Raw genomic sequence first — 21,580 nt, forward strand, 5'->3', positions numbered from 1 at the left:
CCAAGCCGAGACAAGTGCCCAAATGCTGCTGCTGATCGACAACTACGACTCGTTTACCTACAACCTGGTACACTATTTAGGCGAACTTGGTGCCGAAATGGTCATTCGGCGGAATGACGCTCTGGACGTCCAGGAAGCCATGGCGATGAACCCGGCAGGCATCCTGCTGAGCCCCGGCCCCTGCGATCCCGATCAGGCGGGAATCTGTCTGGCCCTGACCGAGGCAGCGGCTGAAACGAAGACGCCCCTGATGGGTGTGTGTCTGGGTCATCAGACCATCGGGCAGGCTTTTGGCGGCGACGTGATCCGGTGTCATGAGATCGTGCACGGCAAGATGGGCACCATGCATCACACCGGGAAAGGCCTGTTTGCCGGGCTGCCCACGCCGTTCGAGGCAACCCGCTATCATTCACTGGTGGTAGATCCCACCACCCTGCCCGATTGCCTTGAGATCACGGCCGAGCTGGAAGACGGCACCATCATGGGCCTGCAGCACAAAGAGCTGCCGATCCACGGCGTCCAGTTCCACCCGGAATCCATCGCCTCCGAGCACGGCCATGCCCTGCTCAAGAATTTCCTGTCCGAGATGAAAGTTCCCGCATGAGCGACGCTCTGAAACCGCTGATCGGAGCCGCCGCTGACCGGTCTCTGACCCGCGACGAGGCCGAAAAGGCCTTTGGCATCCTGTTTGAAGGCGAAGCCACGCCCAGCCAGATCGGTGGGCTTTTGATGGCGATGCGCACACGTGGCGAAACGGTTGAGGAATACGCCGCCGCCGCCGCCGTGATGCGTGCGAAGTGTAATGCTGTGAAAGCGCCCGCAGGTGCGATGGATATTGTCGGGACCGGGGGTGACGGCAAGGGCACGCTGAACATCTCGACCGCCACGGCATTTGTTGTGGCCGGGGCCGGTGTGACCGTGGCCAAGCACGGTAACCGCAACCTCAGCTCGAAATCCGGTGCTGCGGATGCCTTGGGACAGCTGGGCATTAATGTGATGGTTGGTCCGGAAGTTGTTGAAAACGCTTTGAAAGAGGTTGGTATCGGCTTCATGATGGCGCCAATGCATCACCCGGCTATCGCCCACGTCATGCCCTCGCGGCAGGAACTTGGTACACGCACGATTTTCAACATTCTTGGGCCGCTGACCAATCCCGCAGGTGCCAAACGCCAGCTGACCGGAGCATTCAGCCGCGATTTGATCCGCCCGATGGCGGAAACGCTGGGCCTGCTTGGTTCGGATCGCGCATGGCTGGTGCACGGGTCGGATGGCACCGATGAGCTGACCATCACCGGCATCAGCTGGGTCGCCGCGCTTGAGGACGGCCGTGTCAAAGAGGTCGAGCTTCACCCCGAAGACGCAGGCCTGCCAGTTCATCCGTTCGAAGACATCCTCGGCGGCACGCCCGAAGAAAACGCCGTTGCCTTCCGTGCGTTGCTGGACGGGCAGCCCTCGGCCTATCGCGATGCGGTGCTGTTGAATTCCGCCGCCGCGCTTGTCGTCGCAGATGCTGCCACCGACCTCAAGGACGGGGTTGCCAAAGCCGTCGAAAGCATAGACAGCGGAAAAGCCAAAGAAAAAATCGCCGCACTGGCCCGAATGACTCAGGAGGCCGCATGACAGAGACGGTACTGGACAAAATCAAAGCCTATAAGCTTGAGGAAGTCGCCGCAGACAAGGCAGAGAAACCTCTGGACCTTCTGGAAGGCGAAGCGCGATTTGCCCCTGAAGTTCGCGGCTTTGCGAACGCATTGCAAAAGGCCACGCGCAAAGGCTATGGCCTGATTGCCGAGGTCAAGAAAGCCAGCCCGTCCAAAGGCCTGATCCGCCCCGATTTCGACCCGCCCGCGCTGGCAAAAGCCTATGAAGACGGCGGCGCGGCTTGCTTGTCGGTGCTGACCGATACGCCCAGCTTTCAGGGGGCCAAAGAGTATCTGACCGAAGCCCGCGCGGCCACATCGCTGCCCGCGCTGCGCAAGGATTTCATGTACGACCCGTATCAGGTGATCGAGGCGCGCGCTTTGGGCGCGGACTGCATTCTGATCATCATGGCCTCGGTAGAAGATAGCCAGGCCGCCGAGCTGGAGCAGACTGCCTTCGACTGGGGCATGGACGTTCTGATCGAGGTTCATGACGAAGCCGAACTGGAACGCGCGACGCAGCTGAAAAGCCCGCTGATCGGGATAAACAACCGCAACCTCAAGACCTTCGAGACCTCGCTTGATACCACGCGCCGGTTGTCGAAACTGGTGCCGGGCGACCGGACCATCGTATGTGAAAGCGGTCTGAGCACGCCCGAAGACCTGGCCGACATCGCCCGCTATGGCGCGCGCTGCTTCCTGATCGGTGAAAGTCTGATGCGTCAAGACGATGTCACAGCCGCAACCCGCCAATTGCTGGCGAACCCGCTGATCCCCGGAGTGATGTAATGCCACTGACCCATTTCGACGCTCAAGGACAGGCGCACATGGTCGATGTGTCGGACAAGGCCGTCACCGACCGGGTGGCGGTTGCCGCCGCCCATATCAAAATGGCGCAGGAAACCTTTGATCTGATTTCCGAAGGCCGTGCCAAGAAGGGTGACGTTCTGGGCGTCGCGCGTCTGGCCGGGATCATGGGTGCAAAAAAAACACCTGACCTGATCCCGCTCTGCCACCCGCTGCCGGTGACCAAGGTGGCTGTTGAGCTGACGCTGGACCCCGATCTGCCGGGTGTTCAGATCGAGACGACCGTCAAGACTTCGGGCCAGACCGGGGTTGAGATGGAGGCGCTGACCGCAGCTTCAACCGCCGCACTGACCGTCTATGACATGACCAAGGCCGTCGATAAGGCGATGGAGATTGGCGGCCTTCGCGTTCTGCTGAAAGACGGTGGAAAATCAGGGCGTTACGAGGCGAAATGATTACGGTCAAAGACGCCCGGGCGCTGCTGTTTGATCTTGTTTCCCCGCTGAACGCCGAAACGGTTCCGCTGGTCGAAGCTGCCGGGCGCGTACTGGCGCAGGACGTCAGTGCTACCCGCGATCAGCCGCCTTTTGCCGCGTCCTCGATGGATGGCTATGCCCTGAAATCGACCGAGGTCGAACTGCACGCGATGTTCAAGGTCATCGGTGAATCCGCCGCCGGGCGTCGGTTCGAAGGCACCGTCGGGCCAGGTCAGGCCGTGCGTATCTTTACCGGTGCCCCAGTGCCCGAAGGCGCAGATTTCGTTGTTATTCAAGAAGATACAGACCGTCGTGGTGATCTGCTGACGATCACCGATGAACCCGGGTCCAAGTCCAACATCCGCCCTGCCGGTATCGATTTCCAAACCGGCTCCCAAATCTCAGCTCTGCGCGTTCTGCGCCCCGAGGATGTTGCGTTGATGGCAGCCATGAACATTCCGGCAGTTCCGGTCACGCGCAAACCCGTGGTCGCGCTGATCTCGACAGGGGATGAATTGGTCATGCCGGGCGAAACCCCCGGCCCCGATCAAATCATCGCGTCGAACACATTTGGCCTGAAAGCTCTGCTGGAAAACGCGGGCGCACAAGTGCGCGTCCTGCCGATTGCACGCGACACCGTTGCCTCGCTTGAAACCGCCTTCGGGCTGGCAGAAGGTGCCGATTTGGTCGTCACGATCGGCGGAGCCTCGGTTGGCGAATATGATCTTGTCGCCGATGTCTCACAGTCGCTGGGGATGGAACGGTCCTTCTACAAAATCCGGATGCGTCCGGGGAAACCTCTGATGGCCGGTCGGTTGGGCGATGCCGCGATGGTTGGTCTGCCGGGAAATCCTGTCAGCGCAATGGTTTGCGGCTATCTCTTCCTGATCCCGATGGTGCGCCGCATGTTGGGTGTTGAGCAGGTTCTGCCCCCGTTTCAGCGCGCCCGATTGGCCGAACCGATCGGCGAAAACGGCCCGCGCGAACACTACATGCGCGCGACACTGGACGATCAGGGCATTCGCGCCTGTGCGGATCAGGACAGCTCTTTGTTGAGTGTTTTGGCGCAGGCCAATGCCCTATTGGTGCGCGAACCTCACGATCCCGCGCGCTCTGCCGGGGATGAGGTCCTGTATCTGCCGATCTAGCCAACGCTCAAATCCGTTGACACAAAACGTGAACATGCGTAGAACAAAAGAAAACGCATGACCGACGAGGTGTGAGCAATGCTGACCAAGAAACAGTTGGATTTGTTGGAATTCATCCACAAACGCGTTCAGGCGGACGGCGTTCCGCCCAGTTTCGATGAAATGAAGGCTGCGCTGGATCTGCGATCGAAATCCGGCATCCATCGTCTGATCACCGCGCTGGAAGAACGCGGCTTTATCCGCCGCCTCGCCCACCGCGCCCGCGCGATTGAGATCGTCAAACTGCCGGAAAGTCTTGGCGGTGAACCCACGGCCGCTTTTAAACCGCGTGTTATCGAGGGCGACAGGCCCGAAGGTCCGCGCCCGGCGAATTTCGAGCCAGTCACCGTCGACGCGATGGAACTGCCGGTGATGGGTCGCATCGCGGCAGGTGTCCCGATCGAGGCGATCAGCCATGTTTCGCATCGCGTGGCGGTCCCGGGCAGCATGGTTTCCGGTAAAGGTGAGCATTACGCGCTGGAAGTACGCGGAGATTCGATGATCGACGCGGGCATCAATGACGGTGACGTCGTGGTCATCCGCGAAACCAGAGTGGCGGACAACGGTGATATCGTTGTGGCGCTGGTCGAGGATCAGGAAGCCACGCTGAAACGATTCTTCCGGCGCGGCAATGCCATCGCGCTCGAGGCCGCGAACCCAGCCTATGAAACCCGCGTTCTGCCCGAAGACAAGGTCAAGGTTCAGGGGCGCCTGGTCGGTCTGATCCGCAGCTACTGAGGTTGCTTTGCCCGGTGGTTCCCGGCCATCTCCGGGGACCATAGCCGGTGGCCGATGGCCTCTCGGCTGGTTGTCATGCCGCCACCGGACAAAGCCAGGCTTCCGGTTTCTTTCAGGCGATCCGGGTCGAAAAGGCCGCAATCTCCGGTCAGGTCCAGAGGTACCGCCGACACAACGATCTGGTTCTTCCGGCATTCCTGAAACCCTTGCGCTGCGCGTTTTCCGGTCACGTGAACCAGTTCCTTGCCCTGCCAGACATACCGCTGAATTCCGCCTGACGTGTCGGGCCAGCGGTGAGCGGCATTGACCTGATCCTCGCCATCCCCGTCATTTTCCAGCCAGACAGTGGCAATAAACCCGCTGCCCTTTTCCTTGCTGAGCGCACGACCGTTTTCAGTCATGACACCCACCAATCCTCCAGAATCCGCAATCAGAACCTCGGGGCGGTGTCCCTGCCCCCAAAGCAAAAAGGCTGCCGCCACCGGCGCAACCCCTATCCATTTTGCCCGCCCGCGCCACAGCGCCAGCCACAAGGCACCGAGGGCAAACATCGGCAAAACATAGTGCGGCGGGCTGACGACATAGCCCTGCGCTCCGTCTAGGCCGGAAACTTTGTCCGAGACAATCAAAATCCACTGCAACCCCAATCCCATGACGTGCAGTGCAAGTGCCTCTAACCCGAACGGGGCCAACAGCGCCGCGACAAAGGCCGCTGGTACCACAACCGTCCCCATAACCGGCACCGAGAGCATATTGGCCAGCAACCCATAGTGCGACATCGTATTGAAATGCGCCGCCCCGATCGGAGCCGTCGCCAACCCGGCAATCGCCGAGGACAAAAGCAGCCCCACCACAGGTTTCGTCCATTTCGGCCCCGGCATCGGCCCATAGTCCCGCAATTGGCCAAACACGGCGACAAGCGCGGTCGTCGCGGCAAAGGACATCTGGAACCCGGGACTCAGCAGAGATTCAGGGCGCAGCACCAAGACGATCAAAGCAGCCACAGCAACGACTCGTAGGGAAATTGCGCGGCGGTCGATCAGGACGGCCCCAAGCATGACGCTGGCCATGACAAAGGCCCGCTCGGTGGCGACGTTGCCACCAGACAGCATCAGATAGATGACAGCCGCAGCCAGCGCGCAGAGCGCCGCCAGCTTGCGCACCGGCAGGCGCAAGGCCACGGAGGGAATGGCAGACAGGGCCAATCGGCACACCAGAAACACGAACCCGGTCAGCAGGCCCATATGCAGACCGGATATTGCCAGCAAGTGCGCAAGGTTCGAGGCGCGCAGCGATTTCAGTGTCTGCTGCCCCATACCGCTGCGGTCGCCGGTTGTGACCGCGGCTGCGAACCCTCCGATCTCACCGGGAAGGATCGAACGGACCCGCTCGGAAATCGCCATCCGCAAGGCCGTGACACGCACTCCTTCGGTCGCCTCTTCCGGTCGCGCAACCGTCATCACCGGAACGCGGGTGTATCCGACTGCACCGAGACGCTGGAACCAGGCATGGCGGCGGAAATCGAAACCTCCGGGCTCGACCGGGCCTTGTGGCGGCGACAAGTGGCCTGTCGTCATGATCCTTTGGCCCGGCGCCAGATCGGCCGATTCACCATGCAATGAAAGCCGGACGCGCTGCGGTCGCCGGTCCTCGGGCACATCCCCTATGCGCACCTGATCCAGCGTCACCCGCAACGCGTCCGAGGCAGAGCGATCCATGGCCACGACCCGCCCCTCGACCGGGCCGTAATAACGCCAGGACAGGACCGGCTCTGCGACCGAGTGGGCCCGCGCACCGGCAAGTACAAAACCTGCCGCGATCAACGCACCCCCCATTGCCAACGCAGCCCAACCGGTTCGCACTTTGCGACCGGCCCAGACAAGACCCAACATCAGCGCCAGCAGGCACGAATACACCTGCCAACCCGGTTCGAACCGGAGACTGAAGTACAGACCTATACCGATAGCCAGACATACCGGAGACCATTGGAACAAATACCCTGTCTGGTTCAGCAATGCGGCCTCGACCCGTGCCAGAACACGCATGGTTGCCCCCGTCCTTCGGGCTCGTTAGACAGACGACAAACTATGCCAGACACGGTTACCAAAAGGTTAATCCACACAATGTCCGATCAGGTCGTCACCCGTTTCGCCCCTTCGCCCACCGGTTTTCTGCACATTGGTGGTGCCCGCACCGCGCTGTTCAACTTTCTGTATGCCCGCGGGCGTGGCGGCAAGTTCCTGCTGCGGATCGAAGACACCGACCGCGAACGCTCGACCCCCGAGGCGACAGCGGCGATTCTACAGGGCATGGCATGGCTGGGGCTGGACCATGATGGCGACGTGATCAGCCAGTTCGAAGGTGCGGCGCGCCATGCAGAAGTGGCCAATCAGCTGCTGGCCGAGGGCAAGGCGTACAAGTGCTTTTCGTCGCAGGACGAGATCGCCGCGTTCCGCGAACAGGCCCGGGCCGAAGGGAAATCCACCCTGTTCCGCAGCCCCTGGCGCGATGCCGACCCGGCGACCCATCCGGACGCACCGTTCGTGATCCGCATCAAGGCTCCGCAAGACGGAGCGACCGTGATCCGCGATCAGGTGCAGGGCGACGTGACCATCCGCAACGATCAGTTGGACGACATGATCCTGCTGCGCTCGGACGGGACCCCGGTTTATATGCTGGCCGTTGTGGTAGACGATCACGATATGGGCGTGACCCATGTGATCCGTGGCGACGACCACCTGAACAATGCCGCGCGTCAGATGATGATCTATGAAGCGATGGGCTGGGACGTTCCGGTCTGGGCACATATCCCGCTGATTCACGGGCCTGACGGCAAGAAACTGTCGAAACGTCACGGCGCTCTGGGTGCACAGGAATACCAGGCGATGGGTTACCCAGCGGCAGGTATGCGCAATTATCTGGCGCGCCTAGGTTGGAGCCACGGTGACGACGAGTTCTTTACCGACGCACAGGCGAAAGAGTGGTTCGATCTGGATGGGATTGGAAAGAGCCCGGCCCGTTTCGACTTGAAAAAGCTCGAAAATCTCTGCGGGCAGCATATTGCGGTTGCCGATGATGCTGCGCTGCGGCATGAAATCGAGGCCTATCTGGACGCAGCGGAACTTCCTGCTCTGACGACGACACAATCCGGTGATCTGGAACGTGCGATGTATTGTCTTAAGGACCGCGCCCGCACTTTCCCGGAACTGCTTGAAAAGGCTCACTTTGCGCTGATTTCCCGCCCCATTGAGCCGGATGAGAAAGCGGCCAAAGCCCTACAATCTGTATCCGACGGTATACTGAAAGAATTGACGCCGCACGTGCAAAATGCTAGCTGGTCGCGGAACGAACTGGAGGAGGTCCTCAACGCCTTTGCCGAGGCACAGGGGGTCAAGTTTGGCAAGCTGGCCGGCCCGCTCAGGGCGGCACTCGCGGGCCGCGCTGTAACACCTTCGGTTTTTGACATGATGCTTGTGCTGGGGCGCGATGAAACCCTGGCGCGGCTTTCCGACGCAGCAAACTAATCCTGGGTTCATATTCAGGTAACGCTGCTCCGCTACGACCCGGTCAGCACATCCGTGTATGACCGCCGACCGCACAGCCGATTGCATTTTCGGCACGCGCATGATTGAGGAAGGGACAGAAATGACCGACAACAAAACAGCCACTCTGAAAGTCCATGGTGAAACGTACGAGTTGCCGGTTCATTCGCCGACCGCAGGGCCTGACGTCATCGACATCCGTAAGCTCTATGGTCAGGCTGGCGTGTTTACCTATGACCCCGGCTTTACATCGACCGCAAGCTGCGACAGCACCATCACCTATATCGATGGTGAAAAGGGCGAGCTGCTGCACCGTGGCTATCCGATTGACCAACTGGCCGAGAAATCTCACTTCCTCGAGGTTTGCTATCTGCTGCTCTACGGAGAGCTGCCGGCGGCCAAGGATCTGGAGAAATTCGAAACCACGATCACCCGCCACACAATGCTGCACGAACAGATGCAGTATTTCTATCGTGGGTTCCGCCGCGACGCGCATCCGATGGCGATCATGGTGGGCGTTGTGGGTGCAATGTCGGCCTTCTATCACGATTCGACCGATATCAACGATCCGCACCAGCGCGAGGTCGCCTCGCACCGGCTGATCGCCAAGATGCCGACCATTGCCGCGTGGGCCTATAAATACCACACCGGTCAGCCCTTCGTGTATCCGCGCAACGATATGGACTATGCGTCGAACTTCCTGCGCATGTGTTTCAGCGTTCCGGCCGAGGAATATGAGGTCAACCCGATCCTCAGCCGAGCCATGGACCGTATCCTGACCCTGCACGCGGATCATGAGCAGAACGCCTCGACCTCGACCGTGCGTCTGGCGTCGTCCTCGGGCGCCAACCCGTTTGCCTGTATCGCCGCCGGTATTGCCTGCCTTTGGGGTCCAGCCCATGGCGGCGCCAACCAAGCCTGCCTGGAAATGCTGGAAGAGATCGGCACCGTCGACCGCATCCCCGAATACATCGCCCGCGCCAAGGACAAGAACGATCCGTTCCGCCTGATGGGCTTTGGCCACCGCGTCTACAAGAACTTCGACCCGCGCGCCAAGGTGATGAAGCAGTCGGCCGACGAAGTGCTTGATCTGCTGGGTGTGGAAGACAACCCGAAATTGCAGGTCGCCAAAGAGCTGGAGCGCGAAGCCCTGGAAGATCCGTATTTCGCCGAGAAGAAACTGTTCCCGAACGTGGACTTCTACTCGGGTATCATTCTCGAGGCGATGGGCTTCCCGACCTCGATGTTCACACCGATCTTTGCGCTGTCGCGCACCGTTGGCTGGGTGAGTCAATGGAAAGAAATGATCGCCGATCCTCAGAACAAGATCGGCCGTCCGCGCCAGCTGTATCTGGGCGAAACCATGCGCGATTACGTGGATATCGAAAACCGCTGATCGCCGCGATTGAATGCCAAAGCCCCGGACCTGCGTCCGGGGCTTTTTTTGTTACAGCAGGCTCAACTGATCGCCGATCTGGGCCGGGCGGGCGAATAGATCGCGTCGCAAGGGCGGTGTGCGCGTCGCCAATCCCAGACGTTTGACCGCCAGCGTGAACCGCTTGGCAATTAGCCCCGCATACTCTCCTTCTCCGCGCATCCGATGGCTCCAGCGCGGGTCATAGTCCCTGCCCCCATGCATTTCCCGCAGCTTTGACATGATCTTTTCGACGCGTTCAGGCTCATGATCCTGCAGCCAGTCTTGCCACAGGTCCGACACCTCACGCGGCAGGCGCAGCATGATCCAGCTGGCGGAATCGGCCCCCGCATCCCTGCCCGCCTCAAGCAGATATTCCAGCTCATGATCCGTCAGCCCCGGAATCACCGGAGAAGTCATGACCCGCACCGGCACCCCTGCCTCGGTCAGGCGGCGAATGACGGCCAACCGCCGCCGCGGAGACGGCGCACGCGGCTCCATCCGCCGGGACAGATCCGCATCCAGCGTGGTCAGCGAAATCCCGACCCGAACCAACCCCTTGGCGGCCATTGGTGCCAGAATATCCAGATCGCGTTCGACCAACGCGCCCTTGGTGACAATGCCGACCGGATGGTTGAAATCCTGAAAAACCGACAGGCAATCTCTTGTTATATTGCGATTTTTCTCTATCGGCTGATACGGGTCCGTATTTGTCCCCAAGGCGATGGTTGCCACTTTGTAGCCCTTGGCAGACAGCTCTTTGCGCAGGACATCCGCCGCATTCGGGCGGGCAATCAGGCGGGTTTCAAAGTCCAGCCCCGGCGACAATCCCAGATAGGCGTGAGTCGGGCGCGCAAAGCAATACACGCAGCCATGTTCGCACCCGCGATAGGGGTTGATCGAACGATCAAATGGCAAATCCGGCGACCGGTTATAGGTGATCAGGCTGCGCGCGATCTCGTCCCTGACGTCGGTCCGCAGAGGCGGGATATCCTCTTCCATTTCCCAGCCGTCATCGCAGGGCACGGTGTCGAATTGCTCGAACCGGCCTGCTGTGTTTGTGACGACCCCGCGGCCCCGGACATGCGATGCAGTCATATTTGTTCCCGTTATGTTCCATACCGAGATATATATACAATTACGCGATCCAGCAAGAAGGCCTTACAGTTTCACGTTGATTTCAGCCACTTGATCGCGCAGGACGGGCGGAAATGGAAAATGAACGGGATGCAGGATAATCTTGCAGAAAATTCTGTCGAGCCGTGTAAAAATTTACCGTATAGGTCGGTCTCGAAACTACTGAGGTCGCAATCGTCACAGTCAAACTGCGGCGTTTTGGCCAAAACGGCAAAAATGCCACCACGGGCCGATGGTCCGCACAGCTCAGGGAAGCGCCCCATGTCCGATGAAGAAGACATCGTCCTGTCCGAACTCAACGACGAAGAACTTGTCGAACAGATGTTCGACGATCTTTACGACGGTCTGAAAGAAGAGATCGAAGAAGGTGTGAACATCCTGCTGGAACGCGGATGGACCCCCTACGACATCCTGACCAAAGCTCTGGTCGGTGGTATGACCGTTGTTGGCCATGACTTCCGTGACGGCATCCTGTTCGTCCCCGAAGTTCTGCTGGCCGCAAACGCGATGAAGGGCGGCATGTTCATCCTCAAGCCGCTGCTGGCAGAAACCGGCGCACCGCGCGTTGGCAAGATGGTCATCGGCACCGTGAAGGGCGACATCCACGATATCGGCAAGAACCTTGTCTCGATGATGATGGAAGGCGCCGGTTTCGAGGTTGTCGACATCGGCATCAACAACCCGGTCGAAAACTACCTGGAAGCGCTGGAAACCGAAAAGCCTGACATTCTGGGCATGTCGGCCCTGCTGACCACGACCATGCCCTACATGAAGGTCGTGATCGACACCATGGTCGAGCAAGGCCTGCGCGAAGAGTACATCGTTCTGGTCGGCGGCGCGCCGCTGAACGAAGAATTCGGCAAAGCGATCGGTGCAGACGGTTACTGCCGTGACGCAGCCGTGGCCGTGGAAATGGCCAAGGACTTCGTGTCGCGCAAGCACAACCAACTGGCCGGCTGATCGGACACGTTAGATTGTTCAGGGGCCGTCCGGTTTTCGGGCGGCCCTTTTTGTTTCCGCAGGCCACACTATCTGTCGCATAGTTTCCAAGGGGTACCCGATGCAGCAGGACAAATTGCCGGACGATGCCAGCCTGACCACCAAGGGCTATGCTTCTGACACACAGGGGCAGATTCTGCTGTTGGCCTGCGGTGCGCTTGCGCGCGAGATTCTGGACCTGAAGCGCCGCAACGGCTGGGATCACATGGCCCTGACCTGCCTGCCCGCGATTCTGCATGTCCATCCGGAAAAGATCACCCAAGCGGTTCGGGACGCGGTGGCCAAGCATCGCGCTCAATACGACCAGATTTTTGTCGTCTACGCCGATTGCGGCACCGGCGGTCTGCTGGAAAAAGCCTGCGCGGAACTGGGCGTCGAGATGGTCAAAGGCCCCCACTGCTATTCCTTCTTCGAAGGAAATCAGGCCTTTGAGGCCCGGGGCGAGGATGAGACCACCGCCTTTTACCTGACCGATTTTCTGGCGCGGCAGTTCGATGCCTTTGTCTGGAAACCCCTCGGCCTGGATCGGCACCCCGAGCTGCGCGACATGTATTTCGGCAATTACACCAAGCTGGTCTATCAGGCACAGATCGACGATCCGGACCTGACCGAACGCGCCCGTGAATGTGCCGAGCGGATGGGGCTGAAATTTGAACGCCGCTTTACCGGCTATGGCGATCTGGAATCCACGCTGACAGATTGGGCAACCCGCAAACCGACAGCCTGATCCGCGTCAGGCGTTTTCCTGCGCGACCTCGCGAATGCGTTCGATCATCGCCCGCAACCCGTTCGAACGCTGCGCCGACAGGTGATCGTTCAGACCCAGACGCGCCAGTTCACCCCCTGCATCCACTTTGGGAACCTCGCTGACCGGCAGGCCATTATACAATGACCGCAGAACCGCAATCAGCCCCCGCACGATCAGCGCGTCGCTGTCGCCGTCAAAGCGAAAAACGCCATCTTCGATAATCGGGTGCAGCCAGACCTGACTGGCGCAGCCGTGAACCTTGGTCGCCGGCACCTTGAGCGCGTTGTCCAGCGGCTCCATCGCCTTGCCCTGATCGATGACGTGGCGGTACCGGTCCTCCCAGTCCTCCAGAAACTCGAAATCCTCGACAATGTCCTCAAAGGCAGGCGTAGCCATTTTGCGGCGGTCCTTTTGTTGCGATCATAACTGTGACCTATGCCGCCGACCTGCGCCTGTCCACCCCCAAGCGTGGCTTTTCAAACAGAGGAATTTGCGGTAACCCATTGCTGGAATTACTGCTCTGGACGCCTGCCCCATGCAAAAAACGTTTACTGTTCTTCTGGTCGCCACCTTGACCGTCTCTGGCTGCAGCAGCTGGCGGGACTCGCGGGCCAACCCGTCCAACTGGTTCGGATCAAGCACATCGGCTGACCCGGCCGAAACCGCCGCCTATGATGCCGACGCCCTGGTTCCAGAGCAACGCGAAGGCGTCGGGCTGTTTTCCGGCCCCGAGGAAGAGGACAACAGTGTCCCGATCGCCCGAATTGACGAATTGCGGATCGACCCGACGTCCGGGGGCGCGATTATCTATGTGGCGGGTACTGCAGCACGGCAAGGGGCCTATAACGCCCGGCTGGTGCGCACCGAAAGCGAAGAGAATCAGAAGAACGGCGTTCTGGAATTCACGTTCCGCGTGGATTACCCGAAAAAGGCGACCAATCAGGGCACCGAGCGGTCGCGCATGGTGTCTGATGCCATCAATATCAGCCAGAAAGACCTGGAAAGCACCCGTCTGGTGCGGGTCGTGGGCGAGCAGAACGCGCTGGAATCCCGGCGCCGGTAAAAGGCGTTACAGGGATACGACCTCGACGTTCTGGCCCTTTGCGGCCAGTGCTATCTTGCCTTCGCAGAGCTTCAGCGCGTCCTCGCCGAATACCTCGAACCGCCAGCCCGACATGGCGGGCAGTTCCCGCTCGCCTGCGGCGATCTGATCCAGTTCCGAGCTGGTGGCGATCAGCTTGGCCGCCACGCCCGAGCTTTCGGTTTTCGACTTCAACAGCACCCGCAGCAAATCCGAAAGCGCGGGGTTGACCTTCAGCTTGTCGCGGCTGTTATCCACATGCGGCAATTGATCGGCGGGGCAGTTCACCCCCTTTTTCACAGCGGCCAGAATCCCTTCGGCAATCGCGCCTTTGCGGGCCTCGCGCAGCAGCAGGCGCGAACCACCCAGATCCGAGGGCGATTTCGGCTTGGTCGAGGCCAGCTCGATCAGTGCGTCATCCTTGAACACCCGGCTGCGCGGGACGTTGTTTTCCTGCGCATAAGCCTCGCGGAACTGTGCCAGCTCACGCACCACGGCCAGGAATTTGGCGGAATTCGTCCGGGTTTTTACACGTTTCCACGCATCCTCGGGGCGAATGTCATACGTTGTCGGCTGGGTCAGCGTGCGCAACTCCTCGGCCACCCAGTGACTGCGCTGCGATTTCTTCAGCTGGGCTGCGAGGTGTTCGTAAATCTGACGCAGATGGGTCACGTCAGCCAGCGCATAAGTCTTTTGCGCCTCGGACAGCGGTCGCCGGGACCAGTCAGTAAAGCGCGAGGTCTTGTCGACCCCCTGCTTGCAGACCTTACGCACAAGCGTTTCATAACCGACCTGCTCACCAAAGCCGCAGACCATCGCGGCGACCTGCGTGTCGAACAGGGGCGTCGGAAAAACACCCGCCTCGACCCAGAATATCTCAAGATCCTGACGGGCGGCGTGGAAGACCTTGACGACATTCTCATTGCCGAACAGCTCATACAGCGGGTCCAGCGACAGACCATCGGCAAGCGGGTCGACCAAAACCGCGCTGTCTTCGTCCTCGGACGGTACGGCAAGTTGCACCAGACAGAGTTTTGAATAGTAGGTCCGTTCGCGCAGAAACTCGGTATCTACGGTGACATAGTCATATTCCGCCGCGGCCTTGCAGAAATCGGCCAGCTCTTGCGTCGTTGTCAGGGTTTTCATGCGCGGTGCTGTTCTTGCTCTTGTTTTCTTCGGCTGATCATCTTGTCCGTACCCAGCCGTGGTGCAGACCATAGGCCGATTATGACACATGTGTAAATCACCCTGAGACGATCAGGGCAGCAACACCGGAGTCCGATCCTCACTGGCGTAACGGCGCAACACTGCGGGGTAGAGCTTATGCTCCCACACCAGCACGCGGGCAGCCAAGTCTTCAGGCGTGTCGCCGGGTTCGATGTTCACGCGCGCCTGCCCCAGGATCGGTCCGTCATCCAGCGCTGCCGTCACCTCGTGAACGGAACATCCATGCTCGAAATCCCCCGCTTCAATAGCGCGGGCGTGGGTGTTGAGACCCTTGTATTTCGGGAGCAACGAGGGGTGGATGTTCAGCATCCGCCCCTGAAAGCGTGAAACGAAATCGCCGGTCAGAACCCGCATAAACCCGGCAAGGCAAACGATGTCTGGCTGCGCCTGTTCCAGCGGTTTCAGCAACTCGGCTTCAAACGCGGCGCGATCGCCCTTGAAGGGGCGATGGTCCACCGATGCAGTCGGGATGCCACGTTCGGCGGCCTTTTTCAGACCGCCGGCCTCGGCGTCATTCGACAGCACCAGACAGGGCCGCGCCGGGTGGTCTCCGACCATGCTGTCGACAAGCGACACCATATTGGAGCCACCGCCTGAAATCAGGATGGCGACGCGTTTTTCGCTCACAGCAGCTTGCCCGAATAGGCCATGCCGGGGGTATCAGTGACGGTACCGAGGCGCGAAACCGTCTCACCCGCCTCGGCCAGCAGCGCGGCCAATTCGTCGGCACGATCTTCGGCGCAGACAACGATCATGCCGATGCCGCAGTTGAAAGTCTTCAGCATCTCGGCCTCGACGATTCCACCGGTCTCGGCCATCCAGCGGAAGACGGGCGGCAGGTCCCAGGCGTTCAGGTCAATCTCGGCACCCAGCCCCTCGGGCAGAACGCGCGGCAGGTTTTCAGTCAGGCCGCCGCCGGTGATATGGGCCAGCGCATGCACGCCCCCTGCCCGGATCGCCTGCAGCGCGGGCTTCACGTACAGACGCGTGGGGGTCAGCAGTGCCTCGCCCAGCGAACCGTCACCAAACGGAGACGTCGCATCCCAGCCCAGCCCCGAGATATCAACCAGTTTGCGTACCAGCGAATAGCCGTTGGAATGCACCCCGTTCGAGGCCAGACCCAGCAGAACGTCGCCTTTTTGCACGTCCGTGGGCAGATGCGCGCCCCGTTCCATCGCGCCGACCGAGAACCCGGCCAGATCGAAATCGCCGTCGGGGTACATGCCCGGCATCTCAGCCGTTTCACCACCGATCAGCGCACAACCGGACTGCACACAGCCCTCGGCAATGCCTTCGATGATCCGCGCTGCGGTGTCCGTGTCCAGCTTGCCGGTGGCGAAATAGTCGAGGAAGAACAGCGGCTCGGCACCCTGGCAGATCAGGTCATTGACGCACATCGCCACCAGATCGATACCCATGCCATCGACAACGCCAGTATCAATGGCGATCCGCAGCTTGGTGCCCACGCCATCGGTCGCGCCAACCAGAATCGGATCCTGATACCCGGCATCTTTCAGATCGAACAGGGCGCCAAACCCGCCCAGCCCGCTCATTACGCCCGAGCGGTTGGTCCGCTTGGCTGCAGGTTTGATCCGGTCGACCAGAGCATTCCCCGCATCAATATCAACACCTGCATCGGCATAGGTGATTCCGTTCTTGCCCGTCGTCATGGCCAGCCCCTCATGAATGGTTCCCGCGCGGGTTATTCGATTGTGCGCCCTGTTGCAACGGTCAGGCTTGACGCGGGCGTTCACCGTGGTACTCAAAGCGCTCAGGCGGGCCTGTAGCTCAATTGGTTAGAGCAGAGCGCTCATAACGCTTTGGTTGCGGGTTCAAGTCCTGCCGGGCCTACCATATCCCTGCCTTGACGATAACGTTCAACCGCGTCCGATCTTGCACTGTTTTCCCAAATCGCTTTCTTTTTGAACCGAAGGACAAAGCGCGAGGTCAAAAAGACATGGTTGAGACAACCCAGCCCCCGACCCGCCTTGTCGTCATCGTCGCGCCCAGCTTCAACATGTCGGCCACAATGGGATTCATCGATCCGTTCCGCGCGGCCAATTATCTGGACGGACGGTCCTATTTCAAATGGGTGTTCGCGTCGGAAACCGGCGGCTTCTGCGTGTCCAGCAATGGGGCAGGAATTGAAACGCAGGCGCTGGGTGATCTCGGCCCCGAGCCGCCCGGCATCGCCATCGTCTCGACCAGTTGGAACCCCGAGAGGCACCTGACCGACAGGCTCGGCAGCGTCCTGCGCCAATGGGCGCGGTCCGGTGCAACCTTGGGCGCGCTGGACACGGGCGCATTCGTGCTGGCACAGGCCGGGTTACTGACAGGGCGTCGCGCGACCGTCCATTACGAGCATATCGACGCCTTTCAGGAGCTGTACCCCGATACCGAAGTGGTCGAGAACCTCTTTGCGCTGGATGGCAACCGGATCACCTGTTGCGGTGGCAGCGCCTCGGTGGATTTTGCGCTGAAGATCGTGCAGGGCATCCATGGCAGCGCGCTGGCCAATGCGGCCGCGCGGTATATCTTTCACGACCGTCTGCGCGGCCCTGCCGCCATGCAGCAGCCCGAAGGCAGCGAGCCGCTGGGCGCGCTGGTTCCGGCCAACCTGAAGACGGCAATTCAGGTGATGGAGGCGCATCTGGAAGACCCCCTGCCAATCCCTGCGATCTGCAGTCTGGCCGGTATATCGCACCGCCAACTCGACCGGTTGTTCGCAACCTACATCAAGAAGACCCCTGCCCTGTATTATCGCGACATCCGGCTGGACCGGGCCCGCGGGTTGGTCACGCAGACCGAGTTGCCGATTGCGCAGGTCGCGATGGCGTCGGGCTTTGCCAGTCAGGTTCATTTCAGCCGGTCCTACAAGGATCGCTTCGGCCTGCCACCCAGTCAGGACCGGACCGAGGGTCGCGTACCGTTCGAATACCGCGCCTGGCCGATGCACCGAAAGCCTAAAGCCTGACCCTCTTGCGTGGCGTGAATAGTTAACCTAGTGGCGTAAAAAGTTAAGCGCCGCACTGCGTTTCCGGGGAACATGGTTTTCAGCAAGCCAACTCTCCGGGCCAGTCCCGGACGCGTCATGTGGAGCCCCGAAAATGAGCGCGCTGCCGTCCAAAGAGCAATTCGACCGGATTTCCGATGGGTTCAGCCCCGACCCGCTCAACACGCAATCCCTGAAGGCCGAGGCCTATGTGGACCCGGCATGGCATCAGGTGGACCTGAATGGAATCCTCGCCAAGACGTGGCAATGGGTGTGCCATGTCGAAAAGCTTCGTGCGCCCGGATCCTATGTGACTGTCGAGATTGCAAACCGTCCCATAGCTGTTGTGCGCGACCGCGAAGGCACGCTGCGTGCCTTCTACAACGTCTGCAAGCATCGCGCGCATCACCTGTTGTCCGGCGAGGGCGAAACAACCCGCATCATGTGCCCCTACCACGCGTGGGTCTACAAGCTGGACGGCCAGTTGGTCCGCGCGCCCGAAACCGAAAGTCTGACTGATTTCAATACCAAAGACATCTGCCTGGATCAAGTGCAGGTCGAGGAATTCGCGGGCTTCATCTATGTCAATCTCGACCCCGACGCGCGGCCTCTGCGCGAGGTTTCCGGCAATCTGGAGGCTGAGATTCGCCATTGGGCGCCAGATATCGAGAACCTGACATTCGGCCACCGGCTGACCTATGACATCAAGTCGAACTGGAAGAATGTCGTCGATAATTTCCTTGAATGCTATCACTGCCCGACCGCCCACAAGGATTTCTGTGATCTGGTAGACATGGACACCTACAAAGTGACCACCTACGGCATCTACTCCAGCCACATGGCCGAGGCAGGCAAAGGTGCGAACGCCGCCTATGACGTGTCGAATGCGACGGTGCGCACCCATGCGGTCTGGTGGCTGTGGCCCACGACCTGCCTGATGCGCTATCCGGGTCGGTCGTCGATGATTGTGCTGAATATCATTCCGATGGGTCCGGATCGCACGCTGGAGACCTACGATTTCTTCCTTGAAACCCCCGAACCGGACGCGGCGGAACTGGAAGCCATCCGCTATCTTGATGAGGTTCTGCAACGTGAAGATATCGACATCGTCGAAAGCGTACAGCGCGGTATGAGCACGCCTGCGTTTACTCAGGGGCGCATCGTGCATGACCCGAACAGCTCGGGAAAATCGGAACATGCGGTGCATCACTTCCACGGGCTGGTGCTGGACGCCTATAAACAGGCCGCACCGTGACACGGCGTAATATCGTTGTGGTCATGGCCGACCAACTGGCACCGCATTTCTGCGGTGCTTACGGCCATCCAACGGTGAAAACACCCCATATCGATGCACTGGCCGCGCGCGGGATGCGGTTCGACGCAGCCTACTGCAACTCACCGCTCTGCGCGCCGTCGCGGTTTGCCTTCATGGCGGGGCAGTTGATCAGCCGAATCGCCGCCTATGACAATGCCAGCGAGTTCCGCGCCTCGGTCCCCACCTTTGCGCATTACCTGCAGGCTTTGGGCTATCGCACCTGCCTGTCGGGCAAGATGCATTTCATCGGCCCTGACCAGAAACACGGGTTTCAGGATCGCGTGACCACCGACATCTACCCGTCGGACTTTGCCTGGACCCCCGATTGGGAGGCCCCGGACGAGCGCATCGACAAATGGTATCACAACATGGCAACCGTCAAGGAAAGCGGCGAGGCCATCGCCACCTTCCAGACCGACTATGATGACGAGGTCGAGTTTGCCGCCCGCCGCTGGCTGATCGACCGGGGCCGGGATCGGGCCGCAGGGGACGAGGCTCCGTTCTGCCTGGTCGCCAGTTTCATCCACCCGCATGACCCGTATGTCGCCAAGCCGGAGTGGTGGAGCCTGTATTCGGACGACGACGTTCCGATGCCGGAATTCAGCCTGACGCCCGAGGAACAGGACCCGTTCTCGCGCCGGGTGATGGATGGGATCGAGGCCAGCTATGTCCCTTTGACCGATGAAGAAATCCGCCGCGCCCGCCGTGCCTATCTGGCCAATGTCAGCTATTTCGACAGCAAGCTGGGCGCGCTGGTGAAGACGCTGAGTGATGTCGGAGAGTTGGACAACACTATCCTCATCGTCACCGCCGATCACGGCGACATGCTGGGCGAGCGCGGGTTGTGGTACAAGATGAACTTCTTCGAACACTCTGCCCGCGTGCCGCTGATCATGGCCGGACCGGGCGTCGCACACGGCACCGCATCAAACGCCTGCTCACTGCTTGACCTGTTGCCGACCTTCGTCGACATCGCCGGAGGCAGCGCTGACCTGTTCGGAGAACCCGTGGACGGTCGCTCGCTGATGCCACTGGCACGCGGACAGGCTGACCCGGTGGACGAAGCCATCGGTGAGTACTGTGCCGAGATGACGCCCTATCCGGTTTTCATGATCCGCAGCGGATCATTGAAATATATCCACTGCGACCCGGACCCGCCGCAGCTTTATGATCTGTCCACTGATCCTATGGAAAAGATGAACCGTGCGACTGACCCGGACTATGCGGATCATGCCGTGCACTTCGCAGCCCGCGTTTCTCAGCGCTGGGACAGTGAAAAACTGCGCGCAGATATCATCGCCACGCAAAAATCCCGGCGCGCCCTTCACGCTGCGATGGCGGCCAACCCCGGGGAAAGCTGGGACTACAACCCACCACGGGATGCCTCACAGGACTATGTGCGCAATCACATGGATTGGACAATTGCGGCCAAACGCTATCGCTATCCGCCTTTGCAGGAGACCAAAGAATGATGCTGGAAGGTAAAACCGCCCTCGTCACCGGCGGACGTGGCGGGATCGGCCGCGCCATCGTGGCTCGGTTTCTGCGTGAAGGTGCTCGGGTCTATGCCGCCGACCTGACGCCCAAAGGGTCTTTGGCCGCGCATGACGATGACGGCAGCATTTTTGTCAAACTCGACGTGACACAGGAAGCAGACGCCATTGCGGCGATGGACCAGGTCGCTCAGGACGCGGGCCAGTTGGACATTCTGGTCAATGCCGCAGGGATCGAGATCGAAAAGACCATCGAGCACACCACCCTTGACGAGTGGAACCTCTCTTTCGCGGTCAACGTCACCGGCACCTTTCTGACCTCGAAGCACGCTCTGCCCTTGCTGCGGAAGGCTGCCACAGGCGGCGCCGCCTCGATCATCAATTTCGGCAGCTATGACGGGTTCATCGCAGATCCCGGCCTTGCCGCCTATTGCGCCACAAAGGGCGCGGTTCATGCGCTGACCAAAGCGATGGCCTGCGATCATGGCCCCGAAGGTATCCGCGTGAACGCGATCTGCCCTGGCTACGTGGACACCCCCATGTTGCAGAGCTTTTTTTCCGGCGACGGCTCAGGTGGCGGCGGCAAAACCATCGATCAGTTGCAGCAGGCCGTGCGCGATGTGCATCCGATGCGCAGCTATGGAACGCCGGACGATATCGCCAATCTGGTCAACTGGCTGGCCTCGAACGAGGCGCGTTATGCCAGCGGCCAGCTATGGGTTCTGGACGGTGGGCTGAGCGCGCAGGTTCAGCAGATGAAGCTATGAGATTACCGGGCAGATGG

Annotated in this window: 21 protein-coding genes and 1 tRNA gene; 16 read left to right on the forward strand and 6 right to left on the reverse strand. The window is 60.3% G+C overall.

Annotated features, from left to right (window positions below; genetic code table 11):
* The first annotated feature begins 22 nt into the window (after window positions 1–22).
* The 6 genes from ACR0NT_RS05130 (at window position 23) to lexA (ending at window position 4,848) form a co-directional block, all read left to right on the forward strand.
* On the forward strand, window positions 23–604 hold the full coding sequence (locus tag ACR0NT_RS05130) for an aminodeoxychorismate/anthranilate synthase component II (RefSeq protein WP_170671643.1): 582 nt from the start codon (window positions 23–25) through the stop codon (window positions 602–604).
* A complete protein-coding gene (trpD, locus tag ACR0NT_RS05135) occupies window positions 601–1,620 on the forward strand; it encodes an anthranilate phosphoribosyltransferase (RefSeq protein ID WP_170671645.1) in 1,020 nt (339 codons plus the stop codon). Before ACR0NT_RS05130 ends, trpD begins: the two co-directional genes overlap by 4 nt.
* A complete protein-coding gene (trpC, locus tag ACR0NT_RS05140; protein WP_170671647.1) occupies window positions 1,617–2,429 on the forward strand; it encodes an indole-3-glycerol phosphate synthase TrpC in 813 nt (270 codons plus the stop codon). Before trpD ends, trpC begins: the two co-directional genes overlap by 4 nt.
* The gene (gene moaC / locus ACR0NT_RS05145) at window positions 2,429–2,902 is read left to right on the forward strand and encodes a cyclic pyranopterin monophosphate synthase MoaC (protein ID WP_170671648.1); all 474 of its coding nucleotides are present in this window, start codon (window positions 2,429–2,431) and stop codon (window positions 2,900–2,902) included. Before trpC ends, moaC begins: the two co-directional genes overlap by 1 nt.
* Window positions 2,899–4,071, forward strand: a complete 1,173-nt coding sequence (locus tag ACR0NT_RS05150) for a molybdopterin molybdotransferase MoeA (protein WP_170671650.1) — start codon at window positions 2,899–2,901, stop codon at window positions 4,069–4,071. Before moaC ends, ACR0NT_RS05150 begins: the two co-directional genes overlap by 4 nt.
* Before the next feature lie 78 nt (window positions 4,072–4,149).
* Window positions 4,150–4,848, forward strand: a complete 699-nt coding sequence (lexA, locus tag ACR0NT_RS05155) for a transcriptional repressor LexA (protein WP_170671652.1) — start codon at window positions 4,150–4,152, stop codon at window positions 4,846–4,848.
* Here lexA and ACR0NT_RS05160 read toward each other — a convergent pair.
* On the reverse strand, window positions 4,842–6,893 hold the full coding sequence (locus ACR0NT_RS05160) for a ComEC/Rec2 family competence protein (RefSeq protein ID WP_170671654.1): 2,052 nt from the start codon (window positions 6,891–6,893) through the stop codon (window positions 4,842–4,844). The genes lexA and ACR0NT_RS05160 overlap by 7 nt on opposite strands.
* Before the next feature lie 78 nt (window positions 6,894–6,971).
* Between ACR0NT_RS05160 and gltX the strand changes: the two genes are divergently transcribed.
* Window positions 6,972–8,372, forward strand: a complete 1,401-nt coding sequence (gltX, locus tag ACR0NT_RS05165) for a glutamate--tRNA ligase (protein WP_170671656.1) — start codon at window positions 6,972–6,974, stop codon at window positions 8,370–8,372.
* A 121-nt stretch (window positions 8,373–8,493) separates the two neighbouring features.
* The gene (gltA, locus tag ACR0NT_RS05170; RefSeq protein ID WP_170443794.1) at window positions 8,494–9,786 is read left to right on the forward strand and encodes a citrate synthase; all 1,293 of its coding nucleotides are present in this window, start codon (window positions 8,494–8,496) and stop codon (window positions 9,784–9,786) included.
* A gap of 51 nt (window positions 9,787–9,837) precedes the next feature.
* On the opposite strand, the gene ACR0NT_RS05175 is transcribed toward gltA, so the two are convergent.
* On the reverse strand, window positions 9,838–10,902 hold the full coding sequence (locus ACR0NT_RS05175) for a PA0069 family radical SAM protein (RefSeq protein ID WP_170671658.1): 1,065 nt from the start codon (window positions 10,900–10,902) through the stop codon (window positions 9,838–9,840).
* A 300-nt stretch (window positions 10,903–11,202) separates the two neighbouring features.
* Between ACR0NT_RS05175 and ACR0NT_RS05180 the strand changes: the two genes are divergently transcribed.
* Window positions 11,203–11,901 (forward strand): cobalamin B12-binding domain-containing protein, encoded by a 699-nt coding sequence (locus ACR0NT_RS05180; RefSeq protein WP_170443789.1) that lies wholly within the window; start codon window positions 11,203–11,205, stop codon window positions 11,899–11,901.
* 100 nt (window positions 11,902–12,001) lie between these two features.
* Window positions 12,002–12,667: a DUF1638 domain-containing protein gene (locus ACR0NT_RS05185; protein ID WP_170671660.1), complete on the forward strand. Its 666-nt coding sequence runs from the start codon at window positions 12,002–12,004 to the stop codon at window positions 12,665–12,667.
* Window positions 12,668–12,673: 6 nt separating this feature from the next.
* On the opposite strand, the gene ACR0NT_RS05190 is transcribed toward ACR0NT_RS05185, so the two are convergent.
* On the reverse strand, window positions 12,674–13,084 hold the full coding sequence (locus ACR0NT_RS05190; protein ID WP_170671662.1) for a SufE family protein: 411 nt from the start codon (window positions 13,082–13,084) through the stop codon (window positions 12,674–12,676).
* A 139-nt stretch (window positions 13,085–13,223) separates the two neighbouring features.
* On the opposite strand from ACR0NT_RS05190, the gene ACR0NT_RS05195 reads away from it, so the two are divergent.
* Window positions 13,224–13,751, forward strand: coding sequence for a hypothetical protein (locus ACR0NT_RS05195; RefSeq protein ID WP_170671664.1), 528 nt, complete (start codon window positions 13,224–13,226; stop codon window positions 13,749–13,751).
* A 6-nt stretch (window positions 13,752–13,757) separates the two neighbouring features.
* Here ACR0NT_RS05195 and rnd read toward each other — a convergent pair whose 3' ends face one another.
* The 3 genes from rnd to purM form a co-directional block, all read right to left on the reverse strand.
* Entirely contained in the window at window positions 13,758–14,915 is a 1,158-nt protein-coding gene (gene rnd, locus ACR0NT_RS05200) for a ribonuclease D (RefSeq protein ID WP_170671666.1), read from the reverse strand.
* Window positions 14,916–15,026: 111 nt separating this feature from the next.
* Complete coding sequence (gene purN, locus ACR0NT_RS05205) at window positions 15,027–15,623, reverse strand: phosphoribosylglycinamide formyltransferase (protein WP_170443779.1); 597 nt, start codon at window positions 15,621–15,623, stop codon at window positions 15,027–15,029.
* On the reverse strand, window positions 15,620–16,666 hold the full coding sequence (gene purM, locus ACR0NT_RS05210) for a phosphoribosylformylglycinamidine cyclo-ligase (RefSeq protein ID WP_170671668.1): 1,047 nt from the start codon (window positions 16,664–16,666) through the stop codon (window positions 15,620–15,622). The genes purN and purM overlap by 4 nt, the downstream gene beginning before the upstream one ends.
* A 107-nt stretch (window positions 16,667–16,773) precedes the next feature.
* Between purM and ACR0NT_RS05215 the strand changes: the two genes are divergently transcribed.
* The 5 genes from ACR0NT_RS05215 (at window position 16,774) to ACR0NT_RS05235 (ending at window position 21,563) form a co-directional block, all read left to right on the forward strand.
* Window positions 16,774–16,850 (forward strand) — tRNA-Ile (locus ACR0NT_RS05215).
* Between the two features lie 103 nt (window positions 16,851–16,953).
* Window positions 16,954–17,970 (forward strand): GlxA family transcriptional regulator, encoded by a 1,017-nt coding sequence (locus ACR0NT_RS05220; protein WP_170671670.1) that lies wholly within the window; start codon window positions 16,954–16,956, stop codon window positions 17,968–17,970.
* Between the two features lie 133 nt (window positions 17,971–18,103).
* A complete protein-coding gene (locus ACR0NT_RS05225; RefSeq protein ID WP_170671671.1) occupies window positions 18,104–19,243 on the forward strand; it encodes a ring-hydroxylating oxygenase subunit alpha in 1,140 nt (379 codons plus the stop codon).
* Window positions 19,240–20,775 (forward strand): choline-sulfatase, encoded by a 1,536-nt coding sequence (gene betC, locus ACR0NT_RS05230; RefSeq protein WP_170671673.1) that lies wholly within the window; start codon window positions 19,240–19,242, stop codon window positions 20,773–20,775. Before ACR0NT_RS05225 ends, betC begins: the two co-directional genes overlap by 4 nt.
* Window positions 20,775–21,563, forward strand: a complete 789-nt coding sequence (locus ACR0NT_RS05235) for an SDR family NAD(P)-dependent oxidoreductase (protein ID WP_480442694.1) — start codon at window positions 20,775–20,777, stop codon at window positions 21,561–21,563. Before betC ends, ACR0NT_RS05235 begins: the two co-directional genes overlap by 1 nt.
* The last annotated feature ends 17 nt before the right edge of the window (window positions 21,564–21,580 follow it).

The organism is Ruegeria sp. AB10 (genome assembly GCF_056542745.1).

Bases quoted from the DNA above. Each gene is read 5' to 3' on its own strand.
- trpD (WP_170671645.1), top strand. From the start codon at position 601: ATGAGCGACGCTCTGAAACCGCTGATCGGAGCCGCCGCTGACCGGTCT.
- ACR0NT_RS05225 (WP_170671671.1), top strand. From the start codon at position 18,104: ATGAGCGCGCTGCCGTCCAAAGAGCAATTCGACCGGATTTCCGATGGG.
- ACR0NT_RS05235 (WP_480442694.1), top strand. From the start codon at position 20,775: ATGCTGGAAGGTAAAACCGCCCTCGTCACCGGCGGACGTGGCGGGATC.
- gltA (WP_170443794.1), top strand. From the start codon at position 8,494: ATGACCGACAACAAAACAGCCACTCTGAAAGTCCATGGTGAAACGTAC.
- moaC (WP_170671648.1), top strand. From the start codon at position 2,429: ATGCCACTGACCCATTTCGACGCTCAAGGACAGGCGCACATGGTCGAT.
- ACR0NT_RS05160 (WP_170671654.1), bottom strand. From the start codon at position 6,893: ATGCGTGTTCTGGCACGGGTCGAGGCCGCATTGCTGAACCAGACAGGG.
- ACR0NT_RS05220 (WP_170671670.1), top strand. From the start codon at position 16,954: ATGGTTGAGACAACCCAGCCCCCGACCCGCCTTGTCGTCATCGTCGCG.
- trpC (WP_170671647.1), top strand. From the start codon at position 1,617: ATGACAGAGACGGTACTGGACAAAATCAAAGCCTATAAGCTTGAGGAA.
- ACR0NT_RS05195 (WP_170671664.1), top strand. From the start codon at position 13,224: ATGCAAAAAACGTTTACTGTTCTTCTGGTCGCCACCTTGACCGTCTCT.
- purM (WP_170671668.1), bottom strand. From the start codon at position 16,666: ATGACGACGGGCAAGAACGGAATCACCTATGCCGATGCAGGTGTTGAT.
- ACR0NT_RS05185 (WP_170671660.1), top strand. From the start codon at position 12,002: ATGCAGCAGGACAAATTGCCGGACGATGCCAGCCTGACCACCAAGGGC.
- ACR0NT_RS05180 (WP_170443789.1), top strand. From the start codon at position 11,203: ATGTCCGATGAAGAAGACATCGTCCTGTCCGAACTCAACGACGAAGAA.
- ACR0NT_RS05150 (WP_170671650.1), top strand. From the start codon at position 2,899: ATGATTACGGTCAAAGACGCCCGGGCGCTGCTGTTTGATCTTGTTTCC.
- gltX (WP_170671656.1), top strand. From the start codon at position 6,972: ATGTCCGATCAGGTCGTCACCCGTTTCGCCCCTTCGCCCACCGGTTTT.
- rnd (WP_170671666.1), bottom strand. From the start codon at position 14,915: ATGAAAACCCTGACAACGACGCAAGAGCTGGCCGATTTCTGCAAGGCC.
- ACR0NT_RS05175 (WP_170671658.1), bottom strand. From the start codon at position 10,902: ATGACTGCATCGCATGTCCGGGGCCGCGGGGTCGTCACAAACACAGCA.
- ACR0NT_RS05130 (WP_170671643.1), top strand. From the start codon at position 23: ATGCTGCTGCTGATCGACAACTACGACTCGTTTACCTACAACCTGGTA.
- ACR0NT_RS05190 (WP_170671662.1), bottom strand. From the start codon at position 13,084: ATGGCTACGCCTGCCTTTGAGGACATTGTCGAGGATTTCGAGTTTCTG.
- lexA (WP_170671652.1), top strand. From the start codon at position 4,150: ATGCTGACCAAGAAACAGTTGGATTTGTTGGAATTCATCCACAAACGC.